The 13,148-nt window shown below is 55.8% G+C and carries 9 protein-coding genes; 3 read left to right on the top strand and 6 right to left on the bottom strand.

The features are described from left to right. Window positions 1-4: 4 nt before the first annotated feature. The 4 genes from OEL83_05625 to OEL83_05610 form a co-directional block, all read right to left on the bottom strand. Window positions 5-1,030: a hypothetical protein gene (locus OEL83_05625; protein MDK9706512.1), complete on the bottom strand. Its 1,026-nt coding sequence runs from the start codon at window positions 1,028-1,030 to the stop codon at window positions 5-7. After that, window positions 1,030-2,673, bottom strand: coding sequence for a hypothetical protein (locus OEL83_05620; GenBank protein MDK9706511.1), 1,644 nt, complete (start codon window positions 2,671-2,673; stop codon window positions 1,030-1,032). Before OEL83_05620 ends, OEL83_05625 begins: the two co-directional genes overlap by 1 nt. A 9-nt stretch (window positions 2,674-2,682) precedes the next feature. Further along, complete coding sequence (locus OEL83_05615; protein ID MDK9706510.1) at window positions 2,683-4,098, bottom strand: MBOAT family protein; 1,416 nt, start codon at window positions 4,096-4,098, stop codon at window positions 2,683-2,685. A gap of 253 nt (window positions 4,099-4,351) precedes the next feature. After that, complete coding sequence (locus tag OEL83_05610) at window positions 4,352-6,685, bottom strand: fused MFS/spermidine synthase (GenBank protein MDK9706509.1); 2,334 nt, start codon at window positions 6,683-6,685, stop codon at window positions 4,352-4,354. A gap of 324 nt (window positions 6,686-7,009) precedes the next feature. Between OEL83_05610 and OEL83_05605 the strand changes: the two genes are divergently transcribed. The 3 genes from OEL83_05605 (at window position 7,010) to OEL83_05595 (ending at window position 10,179) form a co-directional block, all read left to right on the top strand. Beyond that, on the top strand, window positions 7,010-7,600 hold the full coding sequence (locus tag OEL83_05605; protein MDK9706508.1) for a manganese efflux pump MntP family protein: 591 nt from the start codon (window positions 7,010-7,012) through the stop codon (window positions 7,598-7,600). 218 nt (window positions 7,601-7,818) lie between these two features. Then, complete coding sequence (locus OEL83_05600; GenBank protein ID MDK9706507.1) at window positions 7,819-8,424, top strand: hypothetical protein; 606 nt, start codon at window positions 7,819-7,821, stop codon at window positions 8,422-8,424. 300 nt (window positions 8,425-8,724) lie between these two features. Further along, on the top strand, window positions 8,725-10,179 hold the full coding sequence (locus OEL83_05595) for a B12-binding domain-containing radical SAM protein (GenBank protein MDK9706506.1): 1,455 nt from the start codon (window positions 8,725-8,727) through the stop codon (window positions 10,177-10,179). An 80-nt stretch (window positions 10,180-10,259) separates the two neighbouring features. On the opposite strand, the gene OEL83_05590 is transcribed toward OEL83_05595, so the two are convergent. Next, on the bottom strand, window positions 10,260-12,344 hold the full coding sequence (locus OEL83_05590) for a LamG domain-containing protein (GenBank protein MDK9706505.1): 2,085 nt from the start codon (window positions 12,342-12,344) through the stop codon (window positions 10,260-10,262). Beyond that, complete coding sequence (locus OEL83_05585; protein ID MDK9706504.1) at window positions 12,319-13,092, bottom strand: acyltransferase; 774 nt, start codon at window positions 13,090-13,092, stop codon at window positions 12,319-12,321. Before OEL83_05585 ends, OEL83_05590 begins: the two co-directional genes overlap by 26 nt. Window positions 13,093-13,148 lie beyond the last annotated feature (56 nt).

Below are 13,148 nucleotides of genomic sequence, written 5' to 3'. Positions count from 1 at the left end.
TCGCTTAGGGTGCCACCGGGATCTTCTTCCAGCCGCCGCTGCCGGTGAATTCTCGGGCGGCAAAGCACCAGATCACCACCTTTTTGCCGCTGAGATAGTCGGCATCCTGCTTTGCCCTCTGAAAAAACTTGATACGCGCCGGGGTGACCCCTGAACCGCGCACACCGAGGAGATCGACGGCAAAGCCCAGCTCGGCGGACAAATGATCGAAAAGGCCGGCACCCTTTGCATGGAGATCACCGCCGGCCTGGAAGACCAGGGTGTGGCTGTCGCCAAGCAGGACAACCGGGCTGTTCATCGCACCCTCTATCTGCTTGCCGTCATCCTTGCCGCTCACCACCGCCAGTTCGACGGCTTCCTCCGGCCCGGTCCCCCCGGCCATCTGGTTAAGATCACCGTGAATTGTCACCGTTCGTGTGGCTTTCGTGAAAGGCATTTTTTCAACAGCACCATACCAGCTTTCCTTCTTTATTGCCTCGGCGGCAGCACCGGCAAAAAGGGCCAGGCCGGCGCCGGAGAAATGGCTGTCGGTGCGGCAATAAAGAGGCGTCTTGTCGCGGTTTTCAAGAAGTTTCGGCAGCAGGTCGATAACCTTCACCCCACGCGCCGCAAGCTCACCATAAAAGTCCCGGTATAAAGCGAGCTCCTTCACTGAAGCATTGGGTTCGATGGTCACCGCCAGTTTATGGGGATAGATCATGGCCTTCGGCGGCACCGGCATAAGGTAGAGTGTTATCCCCCGCTCGGCGAGAAGCTTGCTGTATTCCTCTATGGCTGGCAGGGGATCGGCGGCATTCTTGTCCTTTGCGCTGGAGGCGGTTGCCGCCTCCTCTCCCCAAAATTTTCCGGCCCCAAGATGCTCCAGCTCTTCCCGTAAAAACATCCAGCCATCAGCACCGGTGACAACGCCGCCCGCGCCGTTCTTTTCAGCATATTCCCGGCAAATCTCCCGAAAAGTCGGGCTTGCCGCAGCGGCTATGGAGGCCACCGCCAAGACCAGTAGAATCAAAATGGTAAAGCGCCTTTTCATCAATAGTATCCCCAGTTTGGTATTTCCAGTTCAAGTGTTTGATCGTCCAGCGGCGTTCGACGATAACTGCCATAATCACCCTCAACCGTTTCCCAGTTCACCAGGGTGAGAGAAACGGTATCGCCGGGCCGGAGGGCGGCAAATGCCGTAAGCTGGTTATCGCGCATCCCCCAGCCGTAGACCAGGGCCTGCCCTGCCGGCAACTCCCGGTCCTCACCGCGCATGTCAATAAGATGCAGGGAGAGGATGTTATCCCGGTACGGTCCCGATCCTGGCCGCGGCGACCTGGCGATCGCCCCGACGGTCCCGGTTACCTTGATCTTTTCGCCGGCGGCTGCCACAAAGAACCTACTCTCCTTTGGCGCCCCGAGGTGCAGAGGTATCTGTCGCCAATCGCCGAAGGCCAATTCCCTCTCGGCAAATTGCCAGATCACCAGCTTCTTGCCAGCCAGGCGGTCACGGCCGCGGGCCAATTCCCCGGCGAGCATTTCCCTGGTAACATAGGCACCGCTGTCGTTTCTGGCAAGCAGATCGATGGGTGATTGGAGAAAATGGCTGAGTTGCTCGGCGAGCCCGGCACTGGCGCCCCAGCCGAGGCCCGCCGTTGAGTAGATATTGGTGAAGGAATCGCCTAAAAGGAGAATCTGTCCGTCCCGGTCGGGCTGCCAGAACTCCTGCTGGCTGGTGAGGATCTGGCGGATTTGCACCTCCTCTTCGGGGTATAACGAGACATTTTCCGGCAAGGTCAGCATCCGGGCTATGTCGCCCTGCCCCCGCACCTGCTGCGACTCGGCCACAAAGGCACCGCTGTCGGAGAGTTCCGGAAAATTTTTACCGATCACCCCGGCAAGTTCGGCGGCAACCGCCTGCATTGCTCCGGGCAGCCAGTGGGTGTCGGTTGCCAGATAAGCATTGCCGTGCTGCAGGGCATACCCGGCAAGAACCGGCCGGGGATCAAAGACCTGTACACCGCTCTTTTCCAGCGCCTGGACAAAGGGCTGATACGACCGGTTGGCAAGGGGCGAAGGCACCGGTCGGCCGGAGATCTTGTCGGGCTGGACCGCCGCCTTTACCGGTACCGGGACGACGAGGAGTTTGATTCCCCTGGCCGCCAGCTCATCTTTAAAGGCGATGATCGCCGTGGGTGGATCCGGTTGCACCGGAGCCTCCCAGAGTTTATGGGAGGTCGCTCGCACCAGCAATTGCTTCGGATGAAGAAAGGGCGGGCCGCTGAGATAGTCAAGGGCCGGGGCGAAATGCAGCCAGCCATCCCGACCGGGAATGGCCTTATCATTGCCTTTGCCGAGAAAGCGCAGCAGGACATATTGCAATGGCGGCAGGAAGACCTTGCGCAGCAGGCTTTCCTCTTCTAGGGTGGTTTCCAGCTTGTTGATAGCCTCTAAGACCCCCTTATTCCGGGCATTGATCAGGGCAAAGGCGGATTGATCCTTTCCTTCAGTCCTAAGGTCTTTAGGGGAAAAGGTAACAGCGGTGCCATGCCGCTTGCTGTACCCATACTGACCGAGCGGCACAGCAAAAATCGCCGCCAGAAAAAAGGCGGAAAGGATTATCGCCATCGACCGGCTGATGGCCGTCGTGCCGATTTCCTGCCAGGCAATTTCTTCTCTATTTGGTCTCTTCATCTCATGCCCTTAAAAATTGAAATAGATGAAGGGATTATAGGACTGCATACTGAGCACGGCAACCGTCCCGGCAAAGACAACAATCACCACGATGGCCTTGCCCGCCCCCAACTGCCGCGTCCAGTCCCAGGTCTGCGGCGCCCGCCAGACTATTAGCGCGGCAAGGGCCATGGCGAGGAGGGAATAGGGGGTATAGAGGAGGCCGTCAAGAAGGAGTGAGGCGTTGGGAACCGCCACCAGACCGAACATCGAACCGAGATAGGCGATTGCCCCGGCAAGGGTTTCCGCCCGGAAAAACACCCAGGCGATCATCACCAGCACAAAGGTTACGGCAACGCGCAGTCCCTTTGGCAGTATGGCATAAAACGGTTTCTTGCCAAACAACCGCTCACTGCCGAGAAGGAGGCCGTGTATCGCTCCCCAGAAGACAAAGTTCCACGAGGCGCCATGCCACAGACCACCAAGGAGCATGACGATGGCCAGGTTTATTGCCGTCCTCCCTGCGCCCTTGCGGTTGCCACCCAAGGGAATATACAGGTACTCGCGCAGCCAGGTGGAAAGTGAGATATGCCAGCGTTGCCAAAATTCGGTGATCGACGCCGAGCGATACGGCGAATCAAAGTTTTTGGCAAAGACAAAGCCGAACATCAGGCCAAGACCAATGGCCATATCGGAATAGCCGCTGAAGTCGAAATAGATCTGAAAACTGTAGGCGACGATACCGAACCAGCTGTCGAGCCAGTGCAAAGACCCGGCGGCAAAGGCGGTATCGGCGATCTTGCCGCAGGAATTGGCGAGCAACACCTTCTTGGCCATGCCGAGGCTGAAAAAGGCTACCCCCCGGGCGAATTTTTCAAAGGTATGCGTCCGGCTCGCCAACTGGTCGGCGACCTCCTGAAAACGGATGATCGGTCCGGCGACGAGTTGCGGAAACATCGACACAAAACAGGCGAAATCGAGAAAGTTGCGAATACAGACGGCGTCACCGCGGTAGACATCGATGCTGTAGCTCATCGACTGAAAGGTATAAAAGCTGATGCCAAGCGGCAGGAGAAAATGCAGTACCGGCACCGGATCAAAGCCATCGATGCCAAGGAGCAGAAAGAGCTGATTGTAGCTCTCCATGGCAAAGCCGGTATATTTGAAAAAAGCCAGCAAAGACAAGTTGCTGCAAATCGCCACCGCAACCCCTGCCTTCTTTCGCCGGATGTTGTCCGCCGGGGCCAAACCGATGATCAGACCACAGCAATAGTCGATCAGGGTGGAGACAAACATTAAAAGGGTAAACAGCGGGTTGGACCAGCCGTAAAAGATATAGCTGATGGCGGTCATCAGGACATTCTTTCCCCTCCTCGGCATGCAATAATAGGCAAGCAAGCTGAGCGGCAGGAAATAAAAGAGAAAAATATGGGAAGAAAAAACCATTCAGGAATGACCGGGCACGTGAAAGGGGTGGAGCACAATGATACTGCGCTGGGGCCGCTAAGATGGCCCTATGGCGCCATCCTCCAGGAGGCGGCAAACGGCCCCTTAGCCTAAACTTTTTCTTTCGGTCCTTCAAGAAAATTTCGCCTCGCCCAAACCTTCACCATCAGTAGCAGGCGCCGTTCGCTGTTTAGCGGTGGGCCTTCCGGGAGGCCAGCTTCAATATCCTGCCCAGTACATCGTGAGATACCTGCTAGAAAATCCTCAACACCCCAAAGACATTGGAAAAATCATCCGTCCACGGCGAGAAATCCGGGTCATGGCCGAGCCTGCGCCACCTCGGTGCGTCGGTAATCTCCGCGGGCAGGGCACTTTCTCTTGCTATCAATGCCACCTGGCTATGGCTGAAGATGCCTGGAATGCGCCCACTTAGTCCAGCGGGCCTGTCGACATCGGTCTGCGAGGCGTAGCATAGCACATAACCGTCTGGCAACACCAAACCCTGCAGCACTCGGACCAAATCAAGGTATCTATTGCTGAGGTGAAAGAGCAACATCCCATCGTCCTTTATTTTCCGCAGATACATCGCCACAGCCTCGGCGGTGAGCAGATGGACGGGTATGGCATCGCTGGCAAAGGCATCGATCAGCAGCAGGTCATAGGAGGCGTCAGCCGATTGCTGCAGCCGCAGCCGGGCATCACCGACGGTAATTCCAATTTTGCCTCGGGCATCGCCCACATAGGTGAAATAGCGTCTATCGCCGGCCATCGCCGCCACCTTTGGGTCAATCTCGTAGAAGGTGGCGGTGTCGCCGTAATCTACGTAGGCAGCCATTGCACCAGCGCCCAGGCCGACAAAGCCCAAGTGCATAGGTCTGGCTAAATGGCTCTTCAGCGCGGTCAGCGCATGGCCGATATTTGCCTGCCGATGAAAATACATCAAAGGCTCCTGATTTACCAAAGGATCGTCGCCAAACCGCTGCAGGTTATGCCTGGTGCTGCCATGAATAAAAAGGTGATACGGCGTTCCATCGCGATCCTTTTTCAACCTCACCTTAAAGGCCCCGTAAAACGTCCGGTCTAACAAGAGATTGCCATGGCCCACGGTAAGAACAAGATAATTACCGATGAGTCCAAAGGTAAATACCAAGAGGGCAAGGCCAATCGTGCTTCCCTTCGGCCTGCGAAAGGCCAGGCCCCCGGCAACGATTATCAAGACGACCGACCCGGCCGCAAAGCCCCGCTGTGTTTCCGGGGTGATAGGGCGCCGCAGCACAACATCGGCCACGACAAAGACGCAGAGCAGCACCAGAAAGACCATTACCATTCCGGCAGGCTGCGGCCCACTCGACGCGGCTGCTTGTCGCGGCCTGCCCACCAATACCTGCGAGGCAATACTGAAAACCGCCAGAACTACAACGAAATACTCATATATCTGACTAAAGATCACCGGTGCCAGCAAGGCGTTAAAAAGCCCGCCCAGCATGCCGCCGAATGCCAGCCACAGATAGTATTCGGTAAGCTGTGCAGGAGGAGGCCGGTTGCTGCTCAAGTAGCCATGCAGCAACCAGGCGGAGGAGAAAAACAAGGTGAGGTGCAGCAGAACGGCAAGTTCGGCTGTACTCAGGGTACGATCGTTACCGGTAAACTTCATACCCAGAAGCACAACAGTGCAAAGGACTATGATTGCCGCCAGCAACCTGTTGGGAACAAAAGTCTTGAATCGCGAGAAGACGAGGACAAAGGAAAGAAGATAGATGGCCAGGGGGAGGACCCAGAACATCGACACCGGGGCAATGTCCACCGTCACATGGCTGGTAAGACCAAGCATCATGCTGGAAGGCAGGAAGGCCAGAAAAATCCAGGAAAGGCGCTGCGTTGCAGATATCTTTCCGGCAGGCAAGACAAGTGCCGCGGCAGATTGATACATCCCCGCGCCGGAGCCCAGCGCCTGGCCGCGCAGGGTGACAAGGCCAGTCACCAGCAGCAGCCAAAACAGGACAAAATAGCCAAATGCCCAGATCATGGTTTGCCGCTCTACCCCAAGGAGCGGTTCAAGGGCGACCGGAAACACGATCAGGGCGGCCATGCTGCCGAGGTTGCTGGCGGCATACAAGAAATAGGGATTCTCACGGTGCCGGTGGCTGGTCCTGGAAAACCAGCGCTGCAGCATCGGTGCCGTCGCCGACACGGCAAAAAAGGGCGGGCCGACGGTGAGCGCCGCCAAAGAGAGGACCCCAAAGGCCGGAAAATCCACGGGAATCAGTGTCCCCGCGCGGTTGCCGTTGATATAAAAAGGCAGAGTACCGCCAGCCGCGAGAAGAAGAACAAGGTGGAGCAGAATCTGCTGACGTACCGCCAGATATCTGCTGCTGCAGTGGGCGTACAGGTACCCGGCAAGCAGACTTAGCTGGAAGAACAGCATGCTGGTTGTCCACACCGCAGCCGCGCCGCCAAGAATCGGTAAAATCATTCTGGCAAAGAGCGGTTGGGACCAAAACAGTAGGAAGGCCGAGAGCAGGATAGCGCAGGTAAATACAGCGGTTTGTAAAAAACCGGGCGGCGGTGGCATCCTGTCATGCTTCATCGTCTTTGTTTCCCTAATCTGTTGACCGGCTGCCATGGTGGCCATTTTTTGTGCAAGGATACCGGGGACTGCAGAAAATCGGCCGCATGTGTTAGCCGCTTAATGCACTGCTGATCAAATCCCTCGCCCCCAAAGAGTTCAAACAGACAGAAGGACGGTTTTGTCGCCGCTGAAAACTCATGGCGATGAAGCTAGCTTTTCCACGGGACTTTGGCAACACCAATCGGCTGCATCAGGCCTTGGGCGATGGGGCTTTGACCTTGTCCTTGTATATCCTTTCTGGTAAAGAGGGACTTTCTCTGCAACCCCAACCGGATCCCTTTCATGAATCTTCTCACAATCCTCGGGATAGCCGTGGCCCTGGCCATGGACGCCTTTGCCGTGGCCATCTCCACCGGCGTCAGTCTCAAGCAGGTAAGCCTGCGGCAGACCTTCCGGTTATCCTGGCATTTCGGTCTTTTCCAGGCCCTTATGCCGATTATCGGTTGGGGCCTTGGCAGCTCGGTGCATGGCTATATGGAGGCCTACGCCCATTGGGTAGCCTTCGTGCTGCTCGCCCTGGTCGGCAGCAATATGTTGAAGGAGGCCATCGAGACCGACGAGGATGAAGAGGAACCAAAGGTGCGGAAGGATTCCACGAAAGGCGTCACCTTGGTCATGTTGTCCGTTGCCACAAGTATCGATGCCCTGGCGGTCGGCCTGTCGATGTCGATGCTCCAGGTGTCGATCATCACCCCGGCAATCCTTATCGGCATCGTTGCCGGCCTCTTCACCATTACCGGACTCCACCTCGGTAAGCAAGTCGCCCGCCTGACCTGGCTGAGCACCTGGGCGGAAATAGCCGGCGGCCTGGTGCTCTGGCTGATTGGCCTGAATATCCTCCGTGAAAACGGGGCATTCGAATTGCTTTTTTAGGAAATTACCGTGCCACCGCCGGACCATGCTCCGCTGAACCGGGGCGAGAAATATATCGCACCGCTCGTTTGCCGAGTATTTGCTGCCGGAGGCTATATGCTTTACACTTGAAAAGATGACATACCAAGAAAAGGTGTCGACAATATCTATCCAGGGTGTTTTTAACGGGAAAATTAACTGTATTGCATATTTTCTATGTTAATATTATATGAGGGTCTATGGAAATGACAAAGAAAACCATGACGGTGGGACGTCCCCCGAAATACGATGAACCGAGCAGCCCAATAACGGTGACGCTGCCTTTTCGCATCCTCTGCGAGCTTGAGAAAGTGGATGGTGACCGGGGCAAGGCGATAGTCAAGTGTGTCGAGGGAATGACCGAGACCAGCCTGCACCACCAGAAACGGGTTGAAATCATAAAAATTTCCAATGATGCCGGGATGATTGTTATTGGTCCCTGTCGATGCCTAGAGAGCGTCCCCTGGTTGCGCCTGGTCGAGATTGCGCCTGCCCGTTTTTTGCTCTCTATTCCGACCGGCACCAGCGTGACATCTCTGGAAGTGGCAATAATGGATTTGATTGAAAATCAGGCCGCAGAAAATGACTACGAAAAAGGTTTACTGGAAGACCTTCGCCAGTGCATTTCCCATCACCGGCGGCAGGAGATCGTAACCAAGGGAGAGGTCCTTTTTGTTGATCTTGACAGTCTTAAAAGAAAACTCCGGAGCTGGTCATTTTTCATTCCCTTGCCGGCTGGGATCGAGTGTTTAAAATTCCTCAATGATTCCACGTGCGAAGGAATGCTTCTCCACTGCTTCTGCTAGCTTTTCCACAACACCCCCCGCAGCCGTTTGCAGTGGTGGAAGCACCATAGCCCCGGAAAACTGGTCGCCAAAGACTGGAGATACCAAAGAAAGCCCAACTATGCGCCAGTTTTGCGAGCGGCTGTCTTTTGACCGTGCGCCCTCCCTTTCAGAGGGAGGGGCAACAGCTGACATCGTCAACAAGAAAGTGTAGCTGACTCCCCTCTCCCAGCAAATCTCAGAAACATATTTTCAGCGGAACCGCCGCACGGTTCTGCCCGGCCTTACACGAGAAAACAACCTTTTAAGGAAGTTGGCGCAATGAAATGCCTCTTTGTGTACAAGACAGCATCCCTGGATATCACCGACCCGATGGGTATCATGTGTCTCATTGCCAATGTCAAGAAACATGGCCATGACGCCGACCTCTTCCTCACCAACCTGGAAAAGAACCTGTTCCGGGCAATTCGTGAATACCAGCCTGATATCATAGGCTTCTCAATTACCAGTGGTTCAGAGAAATACTATCTGGAGCTCATCAAACGGCTTCGCCGCCATTGCCGGTTCATCGCCATCCTCGGCGGACCGCACCCCACCTTTTTCCCGGAAATTATCGAGCAGGAGGACGTCGATATCATTTGCCGAGGAGAGGGCGACGAGGCCTTGGTTGAACTCCTGGACAGATTGCGGGACGGCGGTGATTATACCGGTATCCGGAACCTGTGGGTGAAAAAAGGCGGACAGATTTACCGCAATCCAATGCGGCCGCTGATTCAGGACCTCGACAGCCTGCCCTTCCCCAACCGCTCGGCATTTCTCAAATACTATGCCTACAAACACAGCAGCGTCAAACATTTCCTGGCAAGCCGAGGCTGCCCCTATGATTGCACCTACTGCTTCAACCACATGCTCAAAAGACTGTATCGTGAAGAGGCCGGAGGCGGGCAATACTGCCGCATCCGCAGTGTTGACAACGTGATCCGGGAACTGGAGGAAGTGCGCGCTGAATATCCGTTGAACATCGTGTACTTCCATGACGATCTGTTCATCATGAACAGGGCCTGGCTGAAGGAGTTCTCGGTAGAATACAAAAAGCGCGTCGGCCTGCCGATGATTTGCTACGTCCGGGCCAATCTGATCGATGAAGAGATAGTGCAATGCCTGAAAGAGGCCAATTGCATCACAATCGCCATGGGGGTGGAAAGTGGCAACGAACACCTGCGCAAGACTCTCTTAAAACGCAATATGTCCAACGAACAGATTGTCGGGGCAGCGCGGCTGTTCCACAAATACGACATCTCGATCATGACCCAAAATATGGTCGGCCTCCCCGAGGAGACCATCGACGACGCCTACCAGACCATCGAGGTCAACACCCAAGTCAAGCCTGCTTATGCCTGGGTGTCCATTTTCCAACCCTATCCGCGTACCGAAATGCATACCCTGTGCATTGAAAGGGGCTATCTTGATCCGGCGCATGAGCAGCACGCCTCCTACCAGGTCGAGTCGCCCATCAATACCGGCATGACCAAGCGCGAATTCGAAAACCTGCACAAATTCTTTGCCCTTGCCATTGAATTTCCGTGGATTCGCAAGCTTTCCCGGCATCTGATCAGATGGCCGAACAACTTTCTGTTCAGTGTAATCTACCGGGTGTTCAAAGGCTACACCCACATTTTCCGCCTGCACATGAGCAGCGGGGAGATCGGCTTTCTCCGTTATCTTTGGGACTTATTGGGATATAAAATCCGCCGCCGCCTGGGAACTACCTATTGATGCGGGAGGGGTGCGCGGCCAGGGCGCAAATACTGGAGATCGCACTCCGTAAAGAGCCTGAAAGCTAGGGGCCTTTACTGTTATAAGGCCTCCGGCAACCGGTAGTACATCTCAAGGTCCGGCTCAAAAACGTCCATCATCTGCCGTTCGCCTTCCAGCTGCGGATTATCGGCAAATTTCTCCAGGACGAGCTGTTCCGGCAGGGCGGGAGTTTGGTAGGATTTAATGATTTTACGGTCAAGAATCGCCCATTCAGCGACCAGTATCCGGCTGTCGCTGTATGTCCCCTTGACCACCTTGCTGACCGTGTAGGTATTGACGACCAAGGCCCGCTGGTAGGCACCGATTGCCTCCGGCGAGGGGATTTCCGTCGTGTCCTGCAGGGTGGCTTCGACCACCAGCCTTGCCACCGCCGGGGTCTTGCCCTGCTGCTGGTGGGCCAGGCGGCTGTTGACGGCAATCTCCGCCGGGGTCAGCAGGCGATTATACACGGCAAAATTCGAAAGACGTGCCTGGAGAGCCCCTTTCTCATCGCCAAGGATCACATTGTCGCAAGCGTTGCCGGAAAAATCGAACGGCAAGGCCTTCTTACCCAGGCTCACCCCATCGGCGAACACCTCCAGGTCTTGGCCGCTGATGTTTGCCGTTAGATGCAACGGTTTACCGGCAGCGGGAAATCCCGGCCAGGAGGCCGTGGCGCCGCTGGTGGCCGAACGGGCCTGCAGGGCCGCCCCGTCCTGGTAAAGCTCAAACCGGGATTTCCCGCTGCCGGTAAACGCCAGGATGCTCCCCCGCTGGCCACCTGCGGTATGCAGCATCACTTCGATGCTCGCCTGCCCGCTCCGGGATAAAGCCGTAAAGATCTTCTTTGCCGCCTCCCCGGTTTCTCCAAAACCACCGGCGGTGTTAAGCTGCAGATCTCTGCTAAAAAGCGCCCGGCCACGCAGCTGAATATTACATTGAAAAAAGCCCACGGGACTTTTCTCGTCAAGCTGGTTGGCGGCCTTCATGTTTTCCCAGACGAAGACCAGGTTTTCCCGGCCGGCAGGCCAGCTGGTCGTTAGGCCTGCGCCATCTCCGCTATTCTGGGACGACAGGGCCTCGACCAGCTGCGCCGTTTCTCCGCCCTCGATCCACAGATCCGGATAAAAATCGGCGCGATCATTATCGGTAACCTTCAGCCAATCCTCGACTTTTTTGGCCCCTTCGTCAAAACGGCCGATATGAATCTCCACCTTTTCGCCGCCGCCGCCGATCCTGTTGCCGCCTTCGCCCTTCTCGTAGGGACCGGTGATAACGAAATAGCGGGGATGGTTGCTCCAGCGCGGATGATACACCTCAAACCCGCCAATGCCGGGAGCACCATTGATATTGACCTGCCAATCCTTACCGGCGGCAACATCATAGACCTGGACATTGCGGTGCAGGCCGTCAAAGATCCAGAGCAGTTTCGAGTTATCGGGACTGAGGCTGGTCCAGCAGCCCTTACCAAGGCGCTGCCAGCGCTTGTCCCTGGTCCATAGCACCCCTCCGTCCGGCCAGGGAAAAAGCCCGCCCAGCACCTGACCATCGCGGGAAAGCTGGATGTTATCCCAGGCAAGATTGGACTTGTTCCAGATCAATTCCTTTTTCTTTGGATTATCCAGGGGAAATCGGTACAGAGATTGGGAGGTGCCGTACTTATTCTCCGGCTCCAATCCGACAAAACAATACACCCAGGTGGTGATGCGGCCGAGGAAGCGACTGGGCTTCGGATCGTTCCACACCGCCACGGCAACGCCGTCACCAAGCGCCACGACCTTGCCGGTATCCCAATCAACGAGCTGCATTTGTCGGGTCAGACGATTGCTGACGATGACCTGCTTGCCGTCAGGAGTGAGAATGGGTCGGAAATAATTCGACTTTTCAGGAAGAAGCGGCCGCTCGCCCCGGCCATCACGGGAATCGAGACCGTAGAGCATGAGATTCTTGCCGGTCGCCAGGGTGTCGGAACCGTTGCCGTGGTCCTGCAGCCACACTACGCGGGTATGGCCACCGGTCCAAGCGCCGATCCGGTCCGCCCCCGCTGCAAAGGCAGGCTGCAAACCGGCAATCAATAAAAATATCGCCACCAGGCCATTGGGTATGCGCATCAGCTTTTTAGCCATCACTGTCTTTTTTGCCATCGCGAATCCGAAGAGTCCGTGCCGGTGATCCGACCAGCACCGCATAATCGGGTGCATCCTTGGTCACCACCGCCCCGGCACCGACTATCACTCCTTTGCCGAGCTTGACCCCGTCGAGGATAATGGCTCCAGCACCAATCCAACTGTTTTCACCGACGACAATCTCGCCCCGCGAATACGCCCCCTGATCCATGATCGGCAGATGAAGGCGGTCATGGTGATACCGGCCACCGCCGATATAACAGTTCCCGGCGACAATGGTCGAGGCGCCGATGGTAATGCCACTCACCGAGGCAAAGACACAATTGAAACCGACATCAACCCGTTCGCCAAGTACGATATAACCATTTTTCCCCAAGACAATGCAATTACGCGATAGAACTACCCCATCCCGCAACTGTACCCCGGTTTCACCGCTGCCGCATGCCTCTATAAATACAGCATCATCAACGGCGACATTGGTACCAAAAGACACTCTGCCGGGGTGCCTGACAACCAAACCTCGGCCTAGTATGAGCCCAGGGCCAACCGACTTAAAGAGATATTTTGCCGCCTTCTTGCGCAAGACGTAGCCGAGGGCACCGCCGAGATTGGCCAGAAACATACAGAAACACTCATACAGGCAAAACCGCAGCAAGGACATATCGCCCACGGTCTTGTTTTTATATTTGGTAAATACCGAACCTCCTCCCGTGTGAAGTTGCTCAGCTAAAGGAACCTTATCGACTTTTAAAAATTCTTCCGCCATTTCTCTACTCAAGTATTGATCAAATTACTCCGGTCTCGTTTCCAAAGACCCGGTCT

It is taken from the genome of Desulforhopalus sp., assembly GCA_030247675.1.
GTDB lineage: Bacteria > Desulfobacterota > Desulfobulbia > Desulfobulbales > Desulfocapsaceae > Desulforhopalus_A.
The sequence above is the reverse complement of the archived record's forward strand: the minus strand, read 5'-3'. Positions and strand labels throughout refer to the sequence as shown.